This window comes from Anabaena sp. CCY 0017 (assembly GCF_963920885.1).
In the GTDB taxonomy this organism is placed as follows: domain Bacteria; phylum Cyanobacteriota; class Cyanobacteriia; order Cyanobacteriales; family Nostocaceae; genus Nodularia.
The window spans coordinates 18,502-43,679 of record NZ_CAWUDG010000002.1; the positions used below are offsets into that span (position 1 = coordinate 18,502).

At 41.4% G+C, this 25,178-nt stretch carries 23 protein-coding genes; 16 read left to right on the plus strand and 7 right to left on the minus strand.

The window, feature by feature from the left end; translation table 11 throughout:
- Positions 1-198: 198 nt before the first annotated feature.
- Both ACM0OW_RS02435 and ACM0OW_RS02440 read left to right on the plus strand, forming a co-directional pair.
- Positions 199-903 (plus strand): response regulator, encoded by a 705-nt coding sequence (locus tag ACM0OW_RS02435; RefSeq protein WP_414548454.1) that lies wholly within the window; start codon positions 199-201, stop codon positions 901-903.
- Between the two features lie 15 nt (positions 904-918).
- A complete protein-coding gene (locus tag ACM0OW_RS02440; RefSeq protein WP_414548455.1) occupies positions 919-2,025 on the plus strand; it encodes a sensor histidine kinase in 1,107 nt (368 codons plus the stop codon).
- 938 nt (positions 2,026-2,963) lie between these two features.
- Here ACM0OW_RS02440 and ACM0OW_RS02445 read toward each other — a convergent pair.
- Positions 2,964-3,458 carry an ureidoglycolate lyase gene (locus ACM0OW_RS02445; protein WP_414548456.1) on the minus strand — a complete coding sequence of 165 codons (495 nt, stop codon included), beginning with the start codon at positions 3,456-3,458 and terminating at the stop codon, positions 2,964-2,966.
- A 91-nt stretch (positions 3,459-3,549) separates the two neighbouring features.
- Between ACM0OW_RS02445 and holA the strand changes: the two genes are divergently transcribed.
- Entirely contained in the window at positions 3,550-4,545 is a 996-nt protein-coding gene (gene holA / locus ACM0OW_RS02450) for a DNA polymerase III subunit delta (protein WP_414548457.1), read from the plus strand.
- A gap of 102 nt (positions 4,546-4,647) precedes the next feature.
- Positions 4,648-5,118 carry a DUF4168 domain-containing protein gene (locus tag ACM0OW_RS02455; RefSeq protein WP_414548458.1) on the plus strand — a complete coding sequence of 157 codons (471 nt, stop codon included), beginning with the start codon at positions 4,648-4,650 and terminating at the stop codon, positions 5,116-5,118.
- An 81-nt stretch (positions 5,119-5,199) separates the two neighbouring features.
- On the opposite strand, the gene ACM0OW_RS02460 is transcribed toward ACM0OW_RS02455, so the two are convergent.
- The gene (locus ACM0OW_RS02460) at positions 5,200-6,852 is read right to left on the minus strand and encodes a vanadium-dependent haloperoxidase (protein WP_414548459.1); all 1,653 of its coding nucleotides are present in this window, start codon (positions 6,850-6,852) and stop codon (positions 5,200-5,202) included.
- A gap of 403 nt (positions 6,853-7,255) precedes the next feature.
- Here ACM0OW_RS02460 and ACM0OW_RS02465 point away from each other — a divergent pair, with 403 nt between their 5' ends.
- The 3 genes from ACM0OW_RS02465 (at position 7,256) to ACM0OW_RS02475 (ending at position 10,564) form a co-directional block, all read left to right on the plus strand.
- A complete protein-coding gene (locus ACM0OW_RS02465; protein ID WP_414548825.1) occupies positions 7,256-8,380 on the plus strand; it encodes a site-2 protease family protein in 1,125 nt (374 codons plus the stop codon).
- A gap of 88 nt (positions 8,381-8,468) precedes the next feature.
- Positions 8,469-9,158 carry a class I SAM-dependent methyltransferase gene (locus ACM0OW_RS02470; protein ID WP_414548460.1) on the plus strand — a complete coding sequence of 230 codons (690 nt, stop codon included), beginning with the start codon at positions 8,469-8,471 and terminating at the stop codon, positions 9,156-9,158.
- A 197-nt stretch (positions 9,159-9,355) separates the two neighbouring features.
- The gene (locus ACM0OW_RS02475; RefSeq protein ID WP_414548461.1) at positions 9,356-10,564 is read left to right on the plus strand and encodes a bifunctional sterol desaturase/short chain dehydrogenase; all 1,209 of its coding nucleotides are present in this window, start codon (positions 9,356-9,358) and stop codon (positions 10,562-10,564) included.
- 359 nt (positions 10,565-10,923) lie between these two features.
- On the opposite strand, the gene ACM0OW_RS02480 is transcribed toward ACM0OW_RS02475, so the two are convergent.
- Positions 10,924-12,552, minus strand: a complete 1,629-nt coding sequence (locus tag ACM0OW_RS02480) for a DUF655 domain-containing protein (RefSeq protein WP_414548462.1) — start codon at positions 12,550-12,552, stop codon at positions 10,924-10,926.
- Between the two features lie 123 nt (positions 12,553-12,675).
- Here ACM0OW_RS02480 and ACM0OW_RS02485 point away from each other — a divergent pair, with 123 nt between their 5' ends.
- From ACM0OW_RS02485 to ACM0OW_RS02505, 5 genes are all read left to right on the plus strand, one after another.
- Positions 12,676-13,824, plus strand: a complete 1,149-nt coding sequence (locus tag ACM0OW_RS02485; protein ID WP_414548463.1) for a cysteine desulfurase family protein — start codon at positions 12,676-12,678, stop codon at positions 13,822-13,824.
- Between the two features lie 85 nt (positions 13,825-13,909).
- Positions 13,910-15,478: a DEAD/DEAH box helicase family protein gene (locus ACM0OW_RS02490; protein WP_414548464.1), complete on the plus strand. Its 1,569-nt coding sequence runs from the start codon at positions 13,910-13,912 to the stop codon at positions 15,476-15,478.
- Complete coding sequence (locus tag ACM0OW_RS02495; RefSeq protein WP_414548465.1) at positions 15,408-16,631, plus strand: DUF790 family protein; 1,224 nt, start codon at positions 15,408-15,410, stop codon at positions 16,629-16,631. The genes ACM0OW_RS02490 and ACM0OW_RS02495 overlap by 71 nt, the downstream gene beginning before the upstream one ends.
- Positions 16,628-16,870 (plus strand): hypothetical protein, encoded by a 243-nt coding sequence (locus tag ACM0OW_RS02500; protein ID WP_414548466.1) that lies wholly within the window; start codon positions 16,628-16,630, stop codon positions 16,868-16,870. The genes ACM0OW_RS02495 and ACM0OW_RS02500 overlap by 4 nt, the downstream gene beginning before the upstream one ends.
- Complete coding sequence (locus ACM0OW_RS02505; RefSeq protein ID WP_414548467.1) at positions 16,851-17,303, plus strand: type II toxin-antitoxin system VapC family toxin; 453 nt, start codon at positions 16,851-16,853, stop codon at positions 17,301-17,303. The genes ACM0OW_RS02500 and ACM0OW_RS02505 overlap by 20 nt, the downstream gene beginning before the upstream one ends.
- A 4-nt stretch (positions 17,304-17,307) precedes the next feature.
- Here the strand turns inward: ACM0OW_RS02505 and ACM0OW_RS02510 are convergent, their stop codons facing one another.
- The 3 genes from ACM0OW_RS02510 to ACM0OW_RS02520 are packed head-to-tail and all read right to left on the minus strand — an operon-like array spanning position 17,308 to position 20,209.
- On the minus strand, positions 17,308-17,868 hold the full coding sequence (locus ACM0OW_RS02510; protein ID WP_414548468.1) for a shikimate kinase: 561 nt from the start codon (positions 17,866-17,868) through the stop codon (positions 17,308-17,310).
- Between the two features lie 48 nt (positions 17,869-17,916).
- Entirely contained in the window at positions 17,917-18,345 is a 429-nt protein-coding gene (locus ACM0OW_RS02515) for a hypothetical protein (RefSeq protein ID WP_414548826.1), read from the minus strand.
- Positions 18,346-18,394: 49 nt separating this feature from the next.
- A complete protein-coding gene (locus ACM0OW_RS02520) occupies positions 18,395-20,209 on the minus strand; it encodes an ABC transporter ATP-binding protein (protein WP_414548469.1) in 1,815 nt (604 codons plus the stop codon).
- 96 nt (positions 20,210-20,305) lie between these two features.
- On the opposite strand from ACM0OW_RS02520, the gene ACM0OW_RS02525 reads away from it, so the two are divergent.
- The 4 genes from ACM0OW_RS02525 to ACM0OW_RS02540 all read left to right on the plus strand — a co-directional run bounded on the left by ACM0OW_RS02525 (position 20,306) and on the right by ACM0OW_RS02540 (position 24,251).
- The gene (locus ACM0OW_RS02525) at positions 20,306-21,157 is read left to right on the plus strand and encodes a prohibitin family protein (protein ID WP_323215254.1); all 852 of its coding nucleotides are present in this window, start codon (positions 20,306-20,308) and stop codon (positions 21,155-21,157) included.
- 80 nt (positions 21,158-21,237) lie between these two features.
- Positions 21,238-21,654, plus strand: a complete 417-nt coding sequence (locus ACM0OW_RS02530) for a DUF1824 family protein (RefSeq protein ID WP_414548470.1) — start codon at positions 21,238-21,240, stop codon at positions 21,652-21,654.
- Between the two features lie 186 nt (positions 21,655-21,840).
- Complete coding sequence (locus tag ACM0OW_RS02535) at positions 21,841-23,772, plus strand: ATP-binding cassette domain-containing protein (RefSeq protein ID WP_414548471.1); 1,932 nt, start codon at positions 21,841-21,843, stop codon at positions 23,770-23,772.
- Between the two features lie 20 nt (positions 23,773-23,792).
- Positions 23,793-24,251, plus strand: coding sequence for a peroxiredoxin (locus ACM0OW_RS02540; RefSeq protein ID WP_414548472.1), 459 nt, complete (start codon positions 23,793-23,795; stop codon positions 24,249-24,251).
- A gap of 75 nt (positions 24,252-24,326) precedes the next feature.
- On the opposite strand, the gene hpf is transcribed toward ACM0OW_RS02540, so the two are convergent.
- Positions 24,327-24,968: a ribosome hibernation-promoting factor, HPF/YfiA family gene (gene hpf, locus ACM0OW_RS02545; RefSeq protein WP_414548473.1), complete on the minus strand. Its 642-nt coding sequence runs from the start codon at positions 24,966-24,968 to the stop codon at positions 24,327-24,329.
- Between the last annotated feature and the right edge of the window lie 210 nt (positions 24,969-25,178).

Genomic DNA, 25,178 nt, shown 5'->3' on the forward strand with positions numbered 1-25,178 from the left:
TCGTCAATTGGGCGTATTTAACATTGATTGCTGCCTATAGCAAAGTGCTGAATATACAGCCAGTTGCTTTCAGGATTTGAGCTATCAACCCTGTTCTCACTCTGATGAAAACCGCTATATCTACTTGTATGAGATTAATAGAGTAGAATAGCAAATTAGGGAATTACTCTGCGTATTTTTTTATTAAATCCTAATGAGATGGATATTTTAATTGTTGAGGATGAACTGGAAATTTCTCAGTTAATCCAACATTCTTTAAATAAAGAGGGTTTTAACTGTCGTATTAGTCGTGATGGGATTAACGCTTTACAAATGTTTCAAGAACAACCACCAGATTTAATTATCCTCGACTTAATGATTCCGGGGTTGGATGGACTGGAAGTGTGTGCGCGGATTCGCCAAAAACCTGGGGCAAAAGATCCTTATATTTTGATGCTGACAGCTAGGGGTGAGGAAATTGATCGGGTGATTGGCTTATCGACTGGTGCTGATGACTACATGGTTAAACCATTCAGTCCTAGAGAGTTAGTTGCTAGAGTCCGGGCTTTATTGCGGCGTAGTCTCCGCCAAGGGGGGCAAAATCAGGTGAATCGGACTCAACACTTTGTGATTGATTTAGATCAGCACACGGCGATTCGGCAGATAAATTCCCAACCGGCTGAAACCTTGGACTTAACTACTTTAGAATTTAATTTATTAAACACCTTTGTCAGTAATCCTGGTCGAGTTTGGAACCGGACTCAACTAATTGATAAACTTTGGGGCAATGATTTTTTTGGTGATGAACGGGTTGTAGATACTCATGTAGCCCGATTGCGAAAAAAGGTTGAACCAGATCCCGCTAGTCCCACTTTTATTAAAACTGTGGTTGGGGTAGGCTATAAGTTTGAAGATCCCCTGTAGCGTGAGGATAATTGCATGGGCTGGCGTTGGGCAAGGTCTTTGCCTCTGGCATCGCGTCTGTTTTTATCCCACCTCGTAGTGATGATTGTGGGGTTAGCTAGTCTCGTAATCATTAGTGGAATCTCTTCTCCTCGCTTTTTTTTCCTGCATTTGCAAAGGTTAGAAAGTCGAGGGCTGAGATTAATTAATATTCGGACTGAATTGGTGCAAGGATTTGAAACGGCTTGGCGGCGTAGCACGATTTGGTCTGTGATTGTCGGTAGCACTGCGGCGGGAGGATTGAGTTATTGGGTATCCAGACGAATTATGCTGCGGTTGACAGAAATGGAACAAATTACGCAAAAGTTTGCATCTGGTCAGCTAGAGGCGCGATTACCTTTATCTGACATTCCCGAACTGCAACGCTTGGGGAGGAGTTTTAATCAGATGGCGGCTAGTTTAGAAGGGGTGGAAGCACGGCGGCGAGTATTGATTGGGGATATGACTCATGAATTGCGGACACCATTAACGGTTGTGCGGGGTTATTTAGAGGAACTCGCTGATGGAGAAATAGAACCATCTCCTGAGATTTATCGGCGGTTGGCTAAGGAAACTAAGCGTTTAGAGAGATTAGTTAACGATTTACAAGAATTATCCAAGGCAGAAGCTGGTTATCTGCCCATTAATATTCAGCCTGTGAATTTATGGCCTTTATTAGAGTCATTGGTGGAAAAATTTAGTGACCAACTGCTAGAAGATGGCCCGGTTTTAGGTTGGGAATGTCCCCAACCCTTACCTCTGGTATTGGCAGATATTGACCGCACAGAACAGGTGTTAGTCAATTTACTGGGTAATGCTATCTGTCATACTGCCAAAGGTGCAATTACTATTCGTGTTTCCGTTGCAGCGTCTCAACTTTGGATTGCTGTGATGGATACAGGTGTTGGCATTTCCTCCGAGGATTTACCCCATGTATTTGAACGGTTTTGGCGGGCTGACCAATCACGCGATCGCAATTCTGGTGGTACTGGTATCGGTTTAACAATCACCCGCAGGCTAGTAGAACTGCAAAATGGTAAAATTTACGTAGAAAGCGAACTGGGAATTGGCAGTACGTTTCGTTTTTGCTTACCTTTGGCTTGAGTTGTGAATACAAATAATTTACCAAGCTGGTTGCATTTGCTTTAATCAATCCGGCATCATCAATTTTGTATAAATTTTATCAAGGGTTACACCCCTATGACAATCATCATAAATTAATGTAAATTAATTGACTAGAAATGTGTAATCATCGCCACATAACTAATTTTTAGTTTAAATTAAGCATAAACACTGTTTTATGTATTTGCTAGCTGTGTATCATATTTATATAGTTAAAGGATCTGAGGGTTATATCAGAAAAAATAAAATCTACGTTACATACATCTAGATTTTTGGAAATCGAATCATATAATAACAGTATTTAGTTTTGTGGGATTAATTTAGAAGGAGTGTTAAGAATGAATCAGTTACAATTAAGTTTACTGATTAGTTATTTACTGATGAGCTGCTATTTTTTGATCAATTGGCTCAAGTTTTCCTCACATCATCCTATTTCTACTCCAGAAGAGAAATTTTTATCTTTGGTGATGCTTGTGATCACAACTATCTTCTGGCCTATCACTATTATTATGTCTTTATGGAAAATATTCAATAAACGCAAGCTGGAACTTAGCACAATGATCCCAGTCATTTTTGCGATGTTTGCCTTTACTTTTTCGTACTATTTGACTTATCTATATGAACGCGGTTTTTGCTATAACGATTTATTTTGCTCATTTCCATCTTGAACCTTCAAAAAATTGAGCATATACCCTTGCATATTTTTTGGTTTATTACCGTAAAATAACTGTTGCTAGTATATAAATTTCTATCATATCTGGGTACAACCAAATAATCTATATTTAATATTGCATAAACCAAAATTTAAACCTAAAGTGACCTCCATCTTCATCAATTGGAATTTGATGTTCCGGTTGTTGTACTAGCTGTTCACACACCGGAAGTATATTAAAGGCAATTATCTACTTTTGGGCAGTCACTCACACCATTTCAAATTCTAATTGATGACTCTGGAGAAAATCATGAGTAAAATGGTCTACTACATTAGTATCAGCAAGTTCTAAATTATAAAAATCCACAACTTCATGATCAAAATAAGGGCCAGCGTGCCAAGTACCTTCATTTAACTTGATAAAGCAATTTCCTGGTATGCGAAAAGCCGCAATTTCTGCTAATACTGGTTCACTTAAATCATTATGAGGAGGACAAACGGCAATTAACCAATCCTTTCCTGCTAAAGAACCTAAACATTGGGTACATTGCAAATGACGCGTAATTTTATCAAACTTCCGCCCCCGTTTTTCTAACCTCATAATATAAAATCGCGGTGTGCCATTTTTGAGGTTTAATTGGGCATCTTCGACATCAAAGGTTTTACCATCTTCACTAGCAGAAATTACCTGTCCATAACGCTGAAAATTTTCTAGTGTTATCCATTCGGCGTGTAGTTGTTGTACTGTTTGTGATGTACTCATAAATCTGACTGTTAATATTAATGTCGGTGTAATTCTAGGATAATATCTTTTGGAAGTCCACTTGCACCCGCATCTGCTATGAGGTTCATCTATGCCAATCTATGTTTACTGGGGTGAGGATGATTTTGCCATTGAAAAAGCAGTTACAGCATTACGCGATCGCATCCTCGATCCTCTCTGGATAAGTTTTAACTATACATCTTTATCCCCAGACCAAGCCGATGCCGCAATTACGGGTTTAAATGAAGTTATGACACCACCCTTTGGTGCTGGTGGACGATTAGTGTGGCTAATGAATACTACTCTTTGTCAGCAATGCCCAGAGAATATTTTAGCCGAACTCACCCGCACCCTGTCAGTGATTCCTGAAAACTCTTGGTTATTACTTACCAGCCGTAACAAACCAGATGAACGCCTGAAATCTACCAAATTGCTGAAAAAATCCGCCAATGAATTTCGAGAATTTCCTCTCATCCCACCTTGGAAAACAGAATTACTGGTACAGTCTGTGAATCAAGTTGCTCAAACTGTGGGAGTGAAACTGACAAACCGGACTGCGGAAATTTTAGCAGAGGCTGTAGGTAATGATACACGCCTACTGTACAATGAAATGGAAAAGCTACGTCTTTATACCTCTGATAGCGGTAAACCTTTAGACGTAGATACCATTACACAATTAGTTAGAAACACTACGCAAAATAGTTTACAATTAGCAGCAGCTATTAGAATGGGAGAAACAGCTAAAGCTTTAACTATTTTGGCTGACTTGATTAATGCTGCCGAACCAGGACTGAAGGTAGTTGCTACTCTCATAGGTCAATTTCGTACCTGGTTATTGGTCAAGATTGCTATGGAAAGTGGGGAACGCAATCCCCAAGCGATCGCCAAATTAGCCGAGATTAGCAACCCCAAACGAATTTACTTTTTACAGCAAGAAGTTAATGTACTTTCTGTACAGCAACTAGTATCCTGCTTACCACTACTATTAGAGTTAGAAGTGAGTCTCAAGCAAGGATATACTGAAGTTTCTGCGCTTCAGACCAAAGTAATAGAACTTTGTCAAGTCTGCCAACGGGGCAGACTTTAAATATAAAAATTTAACTGGCAAACAGTTCTGTGGAACTTCTCACTCATAAAATAATTCAAAGCCATTAACGCATCCCTACTATACTTCTGTGTCATACTCTTTATGAAAAAAATTACTAATTTATTTTTTCAACCTAGCCTGCAACATCTATTTCCCCGGAATCTATTTTTCGGTATTCTTGCGACTGCTAGTTTAGTTACCGGCAGTATGACCTTCAGTTTGCGCGCCGATGCTCAAACACCTGCGGTTAACAATACTGACGATATTACCAACTACGCCCAAGCTGTGTTAGCAATGGAAACACCACGTCAACAGGCTTTTGATGAAATTAAAAAATTAATTGGGGGCGGAGAAATACCCAAAATTATTTGTAATGATCCTAAAAGCATGAACAGCCTACCACGGCAGGCTCAAGATATCGCGGTGACTTACTGTAATCGCTCCCAAAAAATAGTTGAAGATAGTGGACTGAGTATTGATCGGTTTAACAAAATTACTCTAGAGCTACAAAGTAACAATAACTTAAAACGACAGGTATACAATACATTAATTCGCCTGCAAAAAAAACCATAATCTTGGTTGAATAAATTACTAGGAATACCCCCGGATTAAGCCGAGGGTAAGGATTAGTTATTGACGATGAGCAAGTAATAACTATTCGTTTTCACTCATTAAGTGCTTCACCTCGTCACGAGAAATTTTCACTTTCGTACCATCGAACTTAGTCAAAGTGAAGAAGTTATCTTCATTGTAGGTAAGTGACTGCTCTTGCAGAATTCCAATCGCTATTTGTTCACCTAGTCTAACAGACTCAGTATAGTCAGTGCGCCAGTGAACACCAGCACCATCACGACCAAGTGAAATGTTAGCAGCAACCTTGTTCAATTCACCACCGACAGTTAGCTGTCCGGCATCAGCACCAGTGTATGCAATTAGCTCAGTACCGTCATCATTAGGAACCACTGGATTCGCAATCTGCCAAGATTCATCGAACCAAGCTTTGAGAATTGTCACACAAGCACCAGCTACAGTAGCGTGTCCAGCACCATAGGCGGGATGAGTGGGAGAACCTTCAGGGAATGCCATTGGGATCAAATAATTACCATAGCGGCTGTAGACTTTTTCCAATGCCCCCGAAGCCAAAATCTCCTGATCAATAGGATACTCTGTCTTTCCGATGAGATGGTTGTGAACTAATCCACCAAAGGCTTCTGGACGCAGGCGGCGATGCACAGACCACTTTTGGAACCACACAGCTTTTAGCGCTCTGGTTGCGACTTCAGTCACCAAACTCAGGATATGTGGGCCACCGAAGGTTCCAAACCCGATTTGAGTCTTTGAGTTATTGTAGGGGTTCCCTTCATCCATCGGAGCCTTAATGTCTAACAGAATCAAACAAGCATTCAGGTAAGCTTCGTAGAGAGCATCAACGTGGACGTACTGACCAATATCTCTAATGTTACGAATATAGCGGGGTGTAGAATCGAATTGGTCTGCACTTGTCGCACCACCATTCTGCACATTTAGCCACTCGTCATAATCAGTCAAATAATTGATATTTGGTTGTACAGTTTTTTGTCTTTGGGAAATTGTCAGAGAACCGTAGGGAATATCCTTGAGCAAGAACTGGGAAATGTAAGGGCCTACTAAATCACCAGCATAATTGCCTCGGAAAAGGGTTTCTGGGGTAACGCTTCCGCCAGCTTTCGGCCCATCAAAATCGGAGAACTTTGATAAGTCTGCTGCTGCTTCTTGCACCAAAGACTTTTGGCTAAAATCAGTGAAATTAATATCCCGCAACAACGCCATCCAGTAAACTTCAGCCGCTTCCCCTGAATTTAGTGGCGAGTCAATGCGGGGTGCTGGAGGTATGGCGAGGGCGCGACCGTCGGGGCCTTGGAGGTCAAAACATAGTCCGGCTTGGGGATTAACTAATTTGCGACCTTTGCCCAGGGTGATAGCCTCAAAGTCTTGTGGTTTGCCACTTTTGAGCGCTTTGAGCAAGGTGTTGTAAGCTTTGGGATCTACTTCGCCCAGTTGATTGTGTGGCAAACCTTTAGAGAAGTTAGCAATGTAATTAGGAGACCCATCAGCACCTAAATAATCCTCTTCTTCACCATTATTAACATGATCTTCAATACCTCTGTTAAAGGCAATTTGTGTTGCCTCACGGCGGATTTTGCGAGATGATCTTTGCCGTTGTTTATTGTTTTCGGGGCCAAGTTCTTGAAAATCTGAACGGTCTGGACGGTTTGGACGGTTTGGACGGTCTGGACGTGCTGGACGTTCTGGGCGTTGCTTCTGCATGATGTAAAGTTCCTTGATAAATTTAATACAAAGTAGATATTATTGAGCATCCCGATATGCTCTTATCTGAAAGATAAAAGTACCACCTGGTAGCTAGAGGCTATTTGACAATATCGAGAAAATTGAATGTTCCAATCGGCTGATAACAATTACCAGTTATTCAATCTGGGAAAGCACACACTTTTTCAAGCTTGATTAACTAGCGTTGTTTGAACATACCTATATATACTGATTGCGATCGCAGCATTTCGGAAAACCTGGGAATTTGTTCCTAACAACCGCCCTAAAAGGGACGGATACCACAACTATGACCAAGATTAAAATTTTTTAACATTACGTTACAATAAATTCATAGAGAACAGCGCAAGCAAATCTCTTACAGATGTATTTAAAGGTGTACGGCATGAATGGCACAATTCGCGTTGGTAATCTCTTCGGGATTCCCTTCTATATCCATCCGTCGTGGTTCCTAGTTCTGGGCTTAGTAGCTTGGAGTTATAGCAGTGGACTGACGGCACAATTTCCCTGGTTGTCTGGGGGACTAGCTTTAACACTGGGATTGATGACAGCGTTGTTATTGTTTGCCTCTGTCGTCGCCCATGAATTAGGACATAGTTTTGTCGCAATTCGTCAAGGCATTGATGTTAAATCCATCACATTATTTATATTTGGTGGCTTGGCGAGTTTAGAAAAAGAATCGGAAACCCCAGGTGAAGCATTTTGGGTGGCGATCGCAGGGCCTTTAGTTAGCCTATTGCTCTGTGGTGTATTTACAGCAATCGGTGTCACTACCGCCGCCACAGGTGCAACAGCAGCTATCCTTGGTGTTCTGGCTTCTGTTAACTTGGCATTAGCATTATTTAACCTGATTCCTGGCTTGCCTTTAGACGGTGGTAATATCCTCAAGGCTGCTGTGTGGAAGATTACAGGCAACCCCTACAAAGGTGTAACTTTTGCTAGTCGAGTTGGACAAGTATTTGGTTGGGTAGCGATCGCATCTGGTTTAATTCCCCTATTATTCTTTGGTAGCTTCGCTAACTTTTGGAACTTATTAATCGGTTTCTTCTTGTTGCAAAATGCTGGTAAAACAGCCCAATTTGCGAGAGTACAAGAAAAATTCACAGGTTTGACAGCAGCAGATGCTGTTACCTTTAATAGCCCAATTGTATCTGCCAATACTAGCCTCAGAGAGTTTGCAGACCAACGAATTTTCAACAATCAAGACTGGAAAACATTCTTAGTCACTGATGAAGACGGAAAACTAATCGGTGCAATTAACCTCAACGATTTACGGACTATTCCGACAATACAATGGGCTGAAACTCCAGTCAGCGCAGTGATGAAGTCCATTGAGGAAACTACTACAGTTAAATCAGACCAACCTCTGTTGGAAGTAGTACAGTTACTTGAACAAAAGAAGTTATCTACACTTTCTGTAATTCGTGACAATGGTGTACTGGTAGGGATTTTAGAAAAAACAGCGATTATTCAGCTACTGCAAAATAGAACTCAACCTAATCCTGTATAATTTTCTAGAAAAATTGCATAAGGTCAAAAATCCCTCAGAATTTCTGGGGGTTTTTTGGATCTCACGCAGAGGCGCAACAGAGTTAAAGATGTTTGAGAAACAGCCGGAAGGTCTACAGCAACGGGTGAAACAGTTAGCGACTCAAGCTATAGAAGAGTCTAATCCTACTGCATGGTTTGATATTTTGTATAGTCAGTCTCAGGGTGATGTGACACAAATTCCTTGGGCTAAGTTAACTTGTCATCCTTATTTACAAGATTGGTTGAAGACTCATAACCTTGAAGGTGAGGGATGTTCAGCGTTAGTGATTGGGTGCGGTTTGGGAGATGATGCAGAGGCTTTAGCCGCAAGGGGATTTCAAGTTACGGCTTTTGATATTTCGCCCACGGCTATTGATTGGTGTCAGCAACGATTTCCTGATTCTTCTGTCAACTATGTAGTTGCAGATTTATTGGCGCTTCCTTCACAATGGCATCAGGCTTTTGATTTAGTGGTAGAAATTAGGAATATCCAAGCTTTACCTTTGAGTCTCCGTTCTACTGTCATTGCATCGGTGGCTTCTGTCATCGCAGTTGCAGGAACTTTATTAGTGATTAATCGGTTGCGGGAGACAGAGGTGGAACCTGATGGACCTCCTTGGCCTTTGTCTAATTCTGAATTAGCCCAGTTTACAGAATTGGGTTTGCAAGAAGTTAGCCGGATTCTATTTTATGAGGGTGAACGGGTGGATATTCCACAAGTACGGCTGGAATATCAGAAAATCAGCACTAATTCATGATGTTTGTTCTTTTAGGGACTTCTAAGACATCAATAAACCACAGAGACACAGAGGACACAGAGTCAAGAGGCTTTGAGAGGTTTTTTCGTTAGGTGATTGAGTATTTTTTTTATTTGTTAGTCCCTTACTTCACGTGATTCTAATCTGTCACAATATGAAGAAAGATTAAGACAAGTGGTGTGCAGGAAAATATGACAATGTTCGGTCAGATTAATGGGGTGTTGGTCAATACTGCTTTGCCGTTTGCTGGTTGGGGAATCTTTTCGCTGTTGCTGGCTGAGGTATTAAGAGACAGTTACCATGTTTTGTGTCACGAGGTTAAATGGCTGGCTAAATGGCACAATAAACATCATCAGGTATATCGCCGGGATTTATCTATAGTCTCTGTGCAAGCTTACCAAGATTCCCAGCTTTATCACGATATTGTGGAATCGGTTTTACTGGTTGCGGCTTTAAGCATAATTGCCTTATTAGTACACCAAATAGGGTTATGGCTGGGAGTAATCTATGGCTGTACTTTCTTGTATGGTGCTTCTGTGCGATATTTTCTTGGTAAAATCGATACAGACTACAATCACTTACCCGGCCCTTTACAGATTATTCCCTCTGTTTGGTGGGTAAATCGAACTTACCATTGGCGACATCATTTTGATAATGTCGATGCTTACTATAGTGGTGTCTTTCCTCTAGTGGATAAAATACTGGGTACGGGATTATCTCTGAAAGGTAAAACAGTCGCTTTAACTGGAGCGTCCGGTTCTCTCGGTCAAGCATTGGCGGCTGAACTGCTCAAGCATAATGCTAAGGTGGTAGCCTTAACAACTAATCCTGAAAAGTTAGCACCGCAGACTAATTTTAAGGTGCTTTCCTGGGAGTTAGGTAACGAAGCTGAACTCAAGGACAGTTTAGAGAAAATCGATATTTTGATTATCAATCATGGTGTCAATGTTTACAATAGTCGCACACCGCAGGCGATCGCATCTTCTTATGAGGTGAATACTTTCTCCGCCTTGCGATTGATGGATATATTTTTAACTACTGTTACAGGACCACAAGCTAAGGCGACAAAGGAAATTTGGGTGAATACTTCTGAGGCTGAGGTTTCACCGGCTTTGAGTCCCCTTTATGAACTGAGTAAACGGACATTAGGAAATATTGTGACCCTGAAACGTTTGGATGGGGATTGTGTCATTCGTAAGTTAATTTTGGGGCCTTTTAAGAGTCAACTTAATCCTTATGGAGTCATGTCAGCCCAGCAAGTAGCCCGTGGTATCCTGTTTTTAGCCCGACGCGATTACCGAAATATTATTGTCACCATCAATCCTCTGACATACTTATTTTTTCCGGTGAAGGAAGCTAGTACATGGTTGTACTATCGGATTTTTAGCAAAGCTGCTAAAGAGTAGATAAGACCCCACCCCTAGCCCCTCCCCGCAAGCGAGGCTACGGTGTACACACAAGTGATCTGATCCCCCTAAATCCCCCTAAACCCCTTCGGGGATGCGCCTTCGGCGTAGAAAAAGGGGGACTTTGATTCTAGTTCCCCCCTTATCAAGGGGGGTTAGGGGGGATCGAAACGCTCTTAGGCAACTTGATAAGACTTGTGTGTACACGGTAGGCAAGCGAGGAGGGGAACTGGATTTCCGGTTAAATTCTGTTTTTAGGGCTGGAAACTCGGATGTGGGGTTCTTTGTATGCATCTTTATCTGTGTTAATCTGCGTCCATCTGCGTTCAATTATTCTTGATATTTTATTCCATTTAGTATTACCAAGTAATGCGATCGCTCCATTTTTCTGTCATCTTGGTACTAATACCTGAAACTCTGGTTATATCTTGGAGAGATGTGAATTTTTGCTGCTGACGAGCAATTATAATCTTTTGTGCTAATTTTTTACCTACTCCCGGAAGCGTTATTAATTCTTCTAAATTCGCCGTATTTATATTGACTGGTTGATTTTTTAGATGATCGCTAGATGTTGGACTGATTATTTGAGGACATTGTTTTTTCTCCTCGGCAATTTTTTGTTGCACTGATGGCGGTACACCCAGTTTAGCGTCACCATAAAGACGGTTAAATTCTCTCACATAATGGGCAGCAATGGTTGGATTTTCCACTATTAGCAGTGTTTCATCATTACCATTATTGGCAACTTTCGACCAATTATGAGAACCTGTAATAACTGTTTGTTGATCAATTACACCAAATTTATGATGCAATAAATCACCCTTAGCTAAGATAGGTATACCCACAGTAGTTAAAGGATTTTGCCAAGGATTATTATCTACTTCATATTTACAATCATTACTCAGCAATACTCCCATCATATCTAAACCTTCGCTATAGTAACGATAGGCAAATTGTGAATCAATTAAAGCCCGAATGAAAACATTATTCTGATGACGGGTTTTAAGAATATTAGAAAGACTCTGTTCGGAAAAAACAAATAATGCCATATCAATAGATTTAGTGGCAGAATCTAAAGTTTTTCCAATTAAACCATTACTAGATTTATTCCAAGGTTGGGTGGCAGAAGTAGGCGAAAAATGTATGGTGATTTTGGTTTCACCTAATGTTATAGTTTGAGGCGATCGCATTGGTTTTTGGATGCCAAATTTACTATCTGGCTGACCTCCTGGACCATCACCCCACATAATATTAAATTCTTTGGTAAATAAAATAGCTAATTCTGGGCTATCAATCTGTAAAAAATTATTCGCATTTCCTAAACTGCTAAAATTTGTATAATCACCATGAACATCACTCAGCGTAAAATTAGCCGACGTTGTAATTACCCAACGATTATCAACAATCACAAATTTGTGATGCATCAAATTACTACCGGCTGAACCATCAGCCCGATCATCTATCCAGGGAATTTTGGCATTTTCTAAAATTATTAATGCGTCTCGTTGATTGATTTCTTCAGGACTGAGTTGATTGTCTTGGTTCAAGTCTACAAAATTACGAAATTCTTGATAACGGTCTTGTTCTCTAGGCGTTAACTTCTGCACCTGGGCAGGTGTTAAACTACTCCAAGGAAGACTATAGTTATTTTCCAAAATCACCCTCACCTTCACACCCGCTTTTTGTCTTTCTGCTAGTGCTTGGGAAATTTTAGGTAAACGCAATTCTTGAATAGCTACATCCACGGTGGTTTTAGCTTGAGAAATAGCATCAATAATCTGTTGTTCTAAGTTATCCCCAGGGCGTGTTTGCTGGCGGTAAGGTTCTTTGTATTCTGAAGCTTGGGAATGGTTAAAGTAAACTTGAACTAATGGATCTTGTGGTAAGGCTACTAGAAGCTGATTTTTGGGTTGGGCTTTTTGACAAGCAACTATGGACAAAACCAGAAAAAAAATCAGGAAATATTTTCGTTGCGGAAACATCTGCACGGTAATTTGCTAAAAGTGGATTGGGTATGAACACATTTATATTTCCCAAACTATATCCGCAGATAATCAAATCCACCTCTTAATACAGAAGTCTTTAGCTTTTTTCACACAATTATTGATAATATGCAAATATATTTAGATTACAGCGCCACTACTCCCACTCGCCCAGAAGCGATCGCAGCTATGCAGACAGCCCTGAATCAACAATGGGGCAATCCTTCTAGTTTACATGAGTGGGGACAACGAGCCGCCACAATGGTAGAACAAGCCAGAATCCAAGTTGCAGGTTTAATTAATGCGGCTAATCCAGAATCTCTGATTTTTACGGCTGGTGGTACAGAAGCCAATAATTTAGCCATTATGGGCATTGCCAGATTATACACTGCGCCACAACACATAATTATTTCCCAGGTGGAACATTCGGCTATTTCGGAACCAGCGCGGTTGTTGGAAATGTGGGGTTGGGAAGTGACGCGCTTGGGTGTAGATGCTAAAGGTAGAATTAACCCCCAGGATTTAAAAGCAGCGTTGCAAGATAATACTGTTTTAGTTTCGGTGATTTATGGACAAAGCGAAATTGGTACTATCCAACCAATTACGGAATTAGGAAATATTGCTCAAAAGCATGGTGTTTTATTTCACACAGATGCAGTCCAAGCTGCGGGACGTGTACCCCTAGATGTACATAAATTGCCAGTAGATTTACTCAGTCTTTCCAGTCATAAGATATATGGACCCCAAGGGGCTGGGGCGTTGTATGTGCGTCCTAATATCGAATTAGTACCTCTGCTGGGTGGTGGTGGACAAGAAATGGGATTGCGTTCGGGGACTCAAGCCGTACCTGCGATCGCTGGTTTTGGAATTGCAGCCGAATTAGCTACAGTAGAATTACTGAGTGAAATACCGCGTTTAATCAAGTTGCGCGATCGCTTGTTTGCTAAGTTAGCAGATATTCCGGGTTTAATTCCCACAGGCGATTTTAATCATCGCTTACCTCATCATGTGAGTTTCTGTTTAGAACACGCCGATGGGAAAAAGCTTAGTGGTAAAGCTTTGGTTAGACAAATGAATCTGGCTGGTATTGGTATTAGTGCCGGTTCTGCCTGTCACAGTGGTAAACTTAGCCCTAGTCCTATACTCTTGGCAATGGGTTATCCGGAATCAGCTGCTTTGGGAGGGGTGCGCTTGACTTTGGGGCGTGATACTACGGAGGCTGATGTTGATTGGGTGGCGATGGTGTTTAAGCAAGTTTTGCAGAGGCTGATCTGCTGAGGAAAATATGGATGAGTGTCACGCAGAGGCGCAGAGGCGCACCAGAGGAAGAGTTTGAGAGATGTTATTTCTGGAAAATTTTTAAATGGCTCGCACCCCTACGTTAAAATTTGATCGCGGTACATTAATTTTACATCCACCACCACGGGGTAAGGGTTGGATGGATTATGCTACTTGGGATGATCGGGTGGAAAAGTTTCGCATTCCTGCGATGAGATATCGGGCTTTGGTGGAAGCGTTACAAGCTGAAGATGTTTATTTTGTGGATGAGGCTAAGGAATTTTATCCGGTGGATTTAATTCCGAGTCTGGAAATGGAGCCTTACCCCCATCAAACTGAGGCTTTAGCAGCTTGGAAGTTGGAGGGTAGGCAGGGGGTTGTGGTGCTACCTACGGCGGCGGGAAAGACGTATTTGGCGCAAATGGCGATGCAATCTACACCCCGCACGACTTTAATTGTGGTTCCAACTTTGGATTTAATGCACCAATGGTATGCTCATTTGGTGGCGGCTTTTCCTGATGCTGAGGTGGGTTTGTTGGGTGGTGGTTCACGCGATCGCACTGCAATATTAGTAGCGACTTATGATAGTGCTGCTATTCATGCGGAAACTTTGGGAAATAAGTATGCTTTGCTGGTGTTTGATGAATGTCATCATTTACCTACGGATTTTGGACGGGTAATTGCAGAGTATGCGATCGCGCCTTATCGTTTAGGATTGTCAGCAACACCAGAACGCACTGATGGGAAACACGCAGATTTAAATATTCTCATTGGACCGGAAGTCTATCGCAAACGGGCTGAGGATTTGGCGGGTAGTGCGTTGGCTAACCACGAAATTGTGCAAATTAAGGTGAAGTTATCACAGCATGAGCGAGAAAGATACAATCAATTAATTCAAACTCGCAATGATTTTTTGCGCCAATCAAAGATTTCTTTGGGGAGTATTCAAGGTTGGCAAATGTTTGTGAAAATGAGTGCGCGATCGCCTGCTGGACGTAGGGCTATGTTAGCACACCGGGAAGCGAAAAACATTGCTTTGGGTACTGATGGGAAGTTAAGAATTTTGGCTAATTTGTTGGCTGAACATTTCCCGGAAAGGATTCTGATTTTTACGGCTGATAATGCGACGGTTTATAGTATTTCTGAAAAGTTATTAATTCCGGCGATTACTCATCAAACTCCTGTGAAGGAACGCCATGAAATTTTAACTAAGTTTCGGGAGGGGGAATACAATACTTTGGTGGCTTCTCATGTGTTGAATGAGGGGGTTGATGTTCCTGCTGCTTCTGTGGCGATTATTTTGTCGGGGACTGGTTCGACTAGGGAGTATGTTCAGCGTTTGGGTCGGGTTTTGCGAAGGGGGAATGTGGCTAATAAGCGGGCGATTTTGTATGAGGTGGTGGCTGAGGATACTAGTGAGGAGGGGACTTCGGCGCGACGGAGGGGGGTGGAGAACGAACCGCCAAGCCGCCAAGGTCGCCAAGGGAAGAGGGGGAGTTTACAGGTTGTTTATGGGGGTGGGAAGGGTAGTACTCCTAAGGCTGCGGAACAGTTAGAGATTAAGTATTCAACGGATAAGAAGAATGTTACCGACGGATTTACTGAGTCATCGCCAAAACGGAGAGGAAATAATTCCGAAGAGGTTGAAGATTGATCACAAGAGTATGGAGTTGGGGAATGAGTTGATTGGTTGTTTTGAGGAGGCGAAAGGGAAGTCTCAGGGGGTGTTGGAACGTCAGCTTTTGGATTTGGAGGGTGATGCTACGGATTATCGGGTGAAGCGGGGTTTGGCTTATATTCTCAAGAGTAGTTTTTGTACTTTTGAGGTGGTGAGTCCTTTGGAACCGCCTATGTTACGGGAACGGGTATTTGCTTTGGCGGCGAAGTCGGTTCCTAGTGGGGAATCTACTCAGGTGACTTTGACTAAGATTGCTGATGAGTTGAGTCAGGAGTTGGAACGTGAGGTGTTGTTGGAACAGGTGCGTGATGGTTTATATGCTGATTTGGCTGAAAATAAGATTTTAACTAATTTTGATGCGCCGAGTCCGGTGGATTTATTAAATAGATATAATTTGTCTCAGGTACAGGGAATTTTTTATAAAGCCAGTAAGTTAATTTTAAATGCTCATCGCAATGTTCCTGGGGAATATAAGCTGTTGTTTCGTTATTTGAAGTTGTTTCAATTAATGGCTTATATTGAAGGTGATGCTGACCACGGGTTTACAATTACGGTGGATGGTCCCACGAGTTTATTTAATCCTAGTACAAGATATGGGCTGGCGATCGCCAAATTAATTCCGGCTTTACTTCATGTCACTAAATGGAGTTTAGCAGCGACTTTACAAACTCGTGATCCTTACACCAAAGCATGGAACACGGGCAGATTTACCCTCAATTCTGAATGTGGTTTGGTGTCTCACTATTCCAAGGGTAAGCCTTACGATAGTATGCTAGAGTCATCCTTTGCTGATAAGTGGGATGCACTTAAAACCGACTGGGTATTAGAGCGAGAAGTGGATTTATTACCAGTTCCTGGTAGTGTAATGATTCCCGATTTTCGGTTAGTACATCCTGATGGTCGTGATTATTTATTAGAAATAGTTGGTTATTGGCGACCAGAATATTTACAAAAGAAATTTTATCAAGTGCGGAGTTCTGGATGTGACAATTTAATTTTAGCAATTTCGGAGAGATTAAATTTAGAAAAAGCCGGAGTAAAATTAGATAATGTCCCCGCCAAAATTGTCTGGTTTAAAGATAAATTATTACCAAAAGCCGTATTAGCAGTAATCGAGGAGGATGAATGAAAAGTATAGAAACAATTGCCACAGTCACAAAAGACGGTAAAATTACAGTGCAATTACCACTGGATATCCCAGCAGGTGAGCATCATGTAGTGATAGTAATTGAAGAAAAATATACAGATGAGAAAGTAGAGAGAAAGGAAAAGCGTCCTCCTTTAAACTTTCCTGTTCATAATTGTGGACTTTGGCCTGAAAATCTTTCTTTAAGACGTGAGGATATGTATGGTGATTGGGGACGGTAATCCTGTTTTTTTAGATACAAATATCCTAGTATATGCTAGTCAAATTCAGTCTCCATTTCACATAGCCGCGATATCAGCTATGCAAAGTTTATATGATGTGGGTGTGGACTTGTGGATTAGCCGACAAATATTGCGGGAATATTTAGCTACTCTTACCCGTACTCAACAATTTACCAACCCATTACCCATTGCAACAGTAATAGAGGATGTTCTCTATTTTCAAACCCATTTTCGGGTAGCTGAAGATAGTTCTCTGGTAACAGATAGGTTACTAAATCTCATTGAGCAAATTCCTAGTGGTGGTAAACAAATTCATGATGCCAATATTGTTGCCACCATGCTAGTTTACAATATCCCTCAATTACTGACTCACAACACAAGTGACTTTGCCAGATTTGCTAACTTAATTACTGTCTTGCCTTTGCAGGAGTAACTTTTTAAACTTTTATCATATTGAGTATATCATCTCGTGTTTCTTCAGGCAATTTACCATTTGTATAAACAACGAACTTGGCTAAATCATGATTTGAATGATGCTTCACAAAATGTTCGTTAAAATCAACGCCATTACTCACAATTCCACCATTACGTTCATTGAGAATTTGGATAGACTCTTCTAAATTTGGAGAAGGAAGAATCAACACGACATTTTCATAAGGCGCTAAAACTTTTTGTACTCGTTGGAAAAGTTCATTATCTTCAAAAACAGAATGTCCTGCACCAAAATCAATCACACAATTTTTATGTTCAGAAAGTAATCTTTCCACTGCGTAGGCTTCAAAGGGTTTCCAATAACGATAAATCCCTTCAAATCCTGCTTTTTGTCTTATTTGCTGTGCGAGTTCTGCATCATAATTTATTTCCTGATAATAATCCAATCGGACATCATCCATAGAACACTGTGAAATTCCTAACTTCTGAGCGAGGAGTTTTCCCAGAGTGCTTTTCCCTGTACCAACTGGGCCAATGAGAATAATATCTGAAATCAGATGGCTCATTTTGAATAGAAATAGCAGCTAAACAAATAAATTTAAAGGCTTAATTACTTACAAGTCGAACTGTCCACTCATTCTCTGTTCCAACAACTCCAACAACTCATTGACATCCTTCCCCACCTCCTCAAAACAAACAGGCGCAGGAGGTTCAGGTGCAAACTGAATCAACTTCAGTTCACCCTTACCAATTCCAATCATCACCACCTCCATTTCAGGTTTATGATGATCAACAATACCCAAAATTTCCTGAAGCCGATTATCAACCTTATTATTTAAATCTTCTATCGCTGCTTGGGGACAATAAATAAAATGAGGAGTTGGCTGCAAATCAATCCCAACAGTACCCTGACTATTCCCATTTTCCAACCACAACCCCCAAAAAAGCGCCGCCAAATCGCGCTGATTTTCCTTCACAAACCTATCCAACTGTCCACGCCACTTGCTATTCCCTGATTCCGGCTGAGTACTTCCAAACATGATAAATAATTCGTAATTCGTAGTTCGTAATTCGTAATTGAATGGGTGAGATTTATCTTAAGCCACTTTGGACACGCCAGAGGCTGGCATATACACCGTTTTTATCCAGTAATTGCTCATGGGTTCCTGATTCTATCAATTTCCCATGTTCCATGACATAAATGCAATCAGCATTGCGGATAGTAGAAAGACGATGAGCGATCGCAATTGTAGTCCTATCTACTGTAATCCGTTCGAGCGATCGCTGAATAGCTGCCTCCGTTTCATTATCCACCGCCGAGGTAGCTTCATCTAAAATCAAAATCGGCGGATTCTTGAGTATTGCACGGGCGATCGCAATTCTTTGTCGTTGTCCACCAGATAACTTTTGACCACGCTCCCCCACGATTGTCTCATAACCTTGGGGCAGTTCCATAATAAATTCATGCGCTTCAGCCACCTTCGCCGCCTTCATGATCTCTGAATCTGTAGCCTCAAAGCTGCCATAAGCAATATTCTCAGCTACCGTACCATGAAACAAAAAGACATCCTGACTCACCAAACCAATACAGCGCCGCAAATCCCGTAAGTTTAAATCCTGTAATTCAATCCCATCTACAGTAATTTTCCCAGATTTCACCTCATACAACCGCAATAAAAGTTTAACTAAAGTGCTTTTCCCAGAACCAGTAGAACCCACAATTGCAATTGTATTTCCGGCGGTCACTCGCAAAGACAGATTTTCCATCACTGGTAATCTATCTTGGTAAGCAAAACTAACATTGTGAAACTCTACCTCCCCCCGCACAGCATCCACAGGTAAAGCAATATTTCCGGGATGAATTGCAAAGGGAGTATCCAACAAATTCATCACTCGATTAGTAGAAGCCATCGCCCGTTGATATAAATCAAAGGTATCGCCTAACCGAGTTAAAGGCCAAAGTAAACGCTGAATCAAAAATATTAATACACTGTAAGCACCTACAGACATTCTTCCAGCCACTGCTTCCATCCCCCCAAACAGGAGTAAGGCTGTAAAACTGATTAAAATCAACATCCGAATCAACGGAATAAAAGCCGCAGACAGTGCGATCGCTTTCGAGTTACTTTGTTTATAAGCTATACTTTCTATCTCTAAACGTCCGGCTTCATACTCCTCAGCCGTGAAACTCTTAATCGTAGTAATACCGCTCAGATTATTAGACAAACGGCCATTGAGTAAACCTACCTTTTCGCGGACATCAGCATAACGCGGTGCTAGCAACTTCTGGAAAGCCACCGAACCCCAGAGAATAAACGGCATCGGCAAAATGGCCATCCAAGCTATACTAGGAGCCAAAACAAAAAATGCCCCGCCAATAATTACGACAGTGGTGATTACTTGAATGATGTCATTTGCGCCCACATCTAGAAAACGCTCTAATTGGTTAACATCATCACTGAGGATAGACATTAAACCCCCTGTGCTGCGTTCTTCAAAATAAGCCAATTCCAACTCTTGCAGGTGTTTATATGCATCCAAACGCAAATTATGCTGAACCTTCTGCCCTAAGTTGCGCCATAATAGCTTGTAGCGATATTCAAAAAATGATTCTAAAATCCAAGTAATCACGGTGAGTAGAGACAGAATCAGAAATTGCCCAAAGACATCTTGAACACCAAACTGAGCAATGATCGAATCCTGCTGCTGAACTACTACATCCACTGCAATCCCAATTAGTGCTGGTGGTGCTAAATCAAAAAGTTTATTCAGGATAGAACAAACAATAGCCAGCCAAATTTGTTGCCGATACTCGTGTCCGTAGTCAAGCAAGCGCTGAAGAGGGTGTACTGAATGCCTACGTCTTTTTGATGCCTGAACAGATTTAAATGCTATAGCCACAGTCATTTACGGTTGCGTGACACCGATATTACCACAATAAGAGGCAGGAGACGTGTCACCATAGTATAGGAGTTGCCTAAAGATGCAAAAGGAGATAGAACCTTGAAAAGTCAGCAATTTGGGAATTGGCAAACCACAGTTTTTGGAATTGTGTTAGCACTTATTGTCCTCGTCGGACTAAATTCCTTTGTTATTCTCAACCCAGGACAAGCAGGAGTCATCAGCATCTTAGGTAAAGCTAGAGATGGTGCGCTACTAGAAGGCATTCACATTAAACCACCCCTTGTGTCGGTAGTTGATGTGTATGATTTGACGGTACAAAAATTTGAAGTTCCCGCCGAAAGTTCTACTAAGGACTTGCAAAATTTATCAGCAAGATTTGCCATTAACTTTCGCCTTGACCCCACACAGGTAGTTGAGGTCAGAAGAAAACAAGGAACTTTAGCAAATATTGTTTCAAAAATCATTGCTCCTCAGACACAGGAAGCATTTAAAATTGCGGCTGCTAGAAGAACAGTAGAAGAAGCAATTACCAAAAGGAGTGAATTAAAAGAAGACTTTGATTTAGCTTTGGGCAATCGCTTGGCTAAATATGGGATAATTGTGCTAGATACTAGCGTAGTGGACTTGAATTTCTCGCCAGAATTTGCCAAAGCTGTAGAAGAAAAACAAATAGCTGAACAGCGAGCGCAAAGAGCCGTTTATATAGCCAGGGAAGCGGAACAACAAGCGCAGGCGGATGTGAATCGCGCCAAGGGTAGGGCAGAAGCTCAAAGACTCTTAGCAGAGACTCTCAAAGCCCAAGGTGGGCAGTTAGTTCTGCAAAAAGAAGCAATTGAAGCTTGGAGAAATGGCGGCTCTCAGATGCCTAGAGTCCTCGTTATGGGTGGTGAATCTAAAGGCAGCAGTGTGCCATTCATTTTCAACCTCGGAAATGACCAGAATAAACCGTAATTTGAGTAAATAATGCAAATGGGGTGGGACTAACCCACCTCAGACACCACAGCCAAACCCAGAAAATCATAAATTGATTTATGACGACACCAAATCACCAAAACCTCACCATCTCAGAAGCTACAAAAATCCTGCATAAATTCAACTGCTTAGACATCGCACCCATTCTCAAACCCTCAGAAAAAGCCTTAGTGCGTCGGGCTTTAACTTTGGTAGCGAGTATTTCTGATTACCAGATATTAGGGATTTGTGCTGATACAGCAGAAGATGGGATACTAGCTATGAGGACTTATTCTCATGCTTTTGGCTATGAAGTCCCCACTGATTTAGCCACACCCGAAGGGCCTGTTTATATCAAATTAAATGGCAAGAATGGGTTATGTTATCTCGATGCTTATCCAGGACATCATCGGGGTGTATTAATTTCTTGCCAATCTTATAATGAGGGGGGAATCAACGAAATGTATGGACATTTACCCCTGGATTTATTTGTGTAGAATTTGCCACTGTTGCTGGAAGCATTCCAAATGTGTAAGTTAAATTTACTCACGAGATTGCAACTTACACAGGAGGATAAACCCCTGGAAATGTTCCCATCTTGGTAAAACTAGATGTTCTACAGATACTCACTAATGACCAATGATTTACCCTGAGCGTAGCCGAAGGGCTAACGACTAATTTTTATGAGTATTATTACATTACAATCAGTTAAAAAAGATTTTGGCATCAAAGAACTTTTAAGAGATGCCAGTTTTAGCTTAGATGCTACCGATAAAGTTGGCTTAATTGGGACTAACGGTTCTGGTAAGTCAACTTTATTAAAAATGATTGCCGGACTAGAATCAATTGATAGTGGACAAATTACCTTTAGTTCTGGTGCAAAAGTAATTTATTTACCACAGCAGCCAGATTTAGATGAAAATCACACTGTTTTAGAGCAAATTTTCGCTGACAGTGGCGAACATTTGGCTTTGGTGCGTGAATATGAAGAACTATCTCATAAACTTGTTCATCATCCAGAAGATAGCCAGTTAATGTCCCGCTTGTCAGGGGTAATGCAACGCATGGAAACTGCTGGCGCTTGGGAATTGGAAACCAACGCCAAAATTATCTTGACTAAGTTAGGAATTTGTGATTTTGATGCGGTTATTGGTACTTTGTCAGGAGGCTATCGTAAGCGCATAGCTTTAGCAACAGCTTTACTATCAGAACCAGATGTTTTACTGATGGATGAACCTACAAACCATCTGGATGCGCTGTCTGTGGAATGGCTGCAAAGTTATTTAAATCGCTTTCGGGGCGCACTTTTGCTCATAACTCACGACCGCTATTTTCTCGACCAAGTTACAAACCGAATTATTGAAATCGACCGAGGCGATATTTACACTTATTCTGGTAATTATTCATATTACCTGGAAAAGAAAGCTTTAGCTGAAGAATCGGCAATTAGTAGCCAACGCAAACACAAAGGTATATTACGCCGAGAATTAGAATGGTTAAGCAGAGGACCAAAAGCCAGAAGCACTAAACAAAAAGCCAGAATTCAACGCGTTGAAAGTTTGCGGGAAACTGAGTTTAAACAAGTCCAGGGAAAAGTTGATATTTCCACAGTTAGCCGTCGCATTGGTAAAAAAGTTATTGAATTAAATAACGTCTCTAAAGGCTACGATGGACGGACTTTAATTAAGGATTTTACCTACGAATTTAGTCCTGAAGACCGCATTGGAATTATTGGCGGGAATGGAACTGGTAAATCTACTTTAATGGATATGATTACCAGACGTATTCAACCAGATTCCGGTATTGTGGATATTGGGACGACAATTCACATCGGCTATTTTGACCAGCATTCGGAAGAGTTACTTTCAGCCGTAGACGAAAATCAGCGCGTGATTGACTACATTAAAGAAGAGGGCGAATTTGTCAAAGTCTCTGATGGAACTCAAATTTCTGCTTCTCAAATGTTAGAACGGTTTCTGTTTCCCGGAAACCAGCAATACGCGCCAATTAATAAGTTATCTGGTGGGGAAAAACGTCGTTTGTTTTTACTGCGAATTCTCATTGGTGCGCCCAATGTGTTGATTTTAGATGAACCTACCAATGATTTAGATGTGCAGACATTGGCGGTACTAGAGGATTATTTAGAAGATTTTCCTGGTTGTGTAATTGCAGTTTCTCACGATCGCTACTTTTTAGATCGGACTGTAGATACTATTTTTTCCTTGGAAGAGGGCGGTAATCTCCGAAAATATCCAGGTAATTACTCCATTTATCTAGATTACAAGAAGGCTGAGGAAGAAGAAGCAAAACAGCAACAAGCCGCTAATACGAAGGAAAAACCGCAGGAAGATGTAAAAGTTGCAGCTTCGTCTTCAGACAGCGACAATAAAAAGCGCCGCAGACTATCAAATTGGGAAAAGCGGGAATTTGAGGAGTTAGAAGGAAAAATTGCCAAGTTGGAAACTGAGAAAGCCACAGCTGAAAAAGCTTTGTTAAATGTCTCTGCTGGGAATTACACTCAAGTCCAGAAACTCTATGAACAAGTGGAAACTCTCAAGCACTCGATTGATACGGCGACAGAACGGTGGTTAGAATTAGCAGAGATGGATTCTTAATAAAATCGGTAAGAAAATATATGTCTGTTAAAGTTGGTGATACTGCGCCTGATTTCTCTCTCAGCGCTCAAAATGGTTCCACAGTTAGCCTCAGCGCTTTTCGTGGTCAAAAAGCTGTTGTTTTATACTTTTATCCCAAGGATGATACACCAGGATGTACAGCCGAATCCTGTGCTTTCCGGGATCAATATGAGGTGTTTAAAACTGCTGGTGCTGAGGTGATTGGCGTTAGTGGTGATTCTAATGAATCTCACCAGAAGTTTGCAGAGAAGTACAATTTACCTTTTACTCTTTTGAGTGATAAAGGTAACGAAGTGCGGAAGCAATACGGCGCAACTGCAATGTTTGGTTTTGTACCTGGTCGTGTGACTTATGTGATTGACAAGGAGGGCGTTGTGCAGTATGTGTTTGATTCAATGTTGAATTTTAAGGGTCACGTTGAGGAAGCGCTGAAGACTTTGCAACAGTTGGCTGTGTAAAAGAACCTCACCCCCAGCCCCTCTCCTTGTTAAGGAGAGGGGAGTTAGAGAGGGGAGTTAGAGCTTGGTTTGGGCTTACTTATGGGAGTGGGCTTTTTCGGGGACAGCTTGGGCTGAATTGCCGTTTTTGCCGTTGGTGTGTCCGTTATTATTACGGGGTTGGATTACACCGTAACCTCCGTGGTTACGTTCGTAAACCACATTGATTTCTCCAGTTTCAGAGTTGTGGAACATATAAAAGTCGTGTCCCACCAGTTGCAGCTGTTGTGTGGCTTCTGCAACGGTCATCGGGGGCATGGAAAAATACTTTGTACGGACGACCTCGTTTGGTAGTTCGGGGGTGCGATCGCCTATTAAATCTGCCGCTACTGGTTCAGGAACTAATACTTGATTTGTGGGTAGGGCATTAGTTTTCTGGTCTTGAAGTCTTTCCTTATATTTACGTAGTTGACGGGCAATTTTATCTGCTACTAAATCAATGCTGGCGTATAAATTTTCGCTGCTTTCCTCTGCACGGATAACACTACCATTTGCAAAAATAGTGACTTCCGCCGCTTGTTTGGTGGTGATTCGAGGATTGCGGGCGACACTCAGATGCACATCCACTTCATTGGTGATGTTCTGAAAGTGACTAACGGCTTTTTCAATTTTTTGATGTACATACTCCCGAATGGCATCGGTGATTTCAATATTTTTGCCGTGGATGACAAGCTTCATGTAAACTCTCCCACTGATATATTTGATGTGAATTTGTTTTGTATGAAAAGAGGTCGCGGTAAGGTCTTTCACTACCGCCAAAACAAATTTTGAACAATTTTAATGTACTGCTTATGCTTTGGCTCTCTGTTGGATGGGTAATCCAGTTCGAGTGACAAAGAATTTATGAGATTCACCAGCCAGTGCATTCGTTCTGATTCTGTTTGGCGT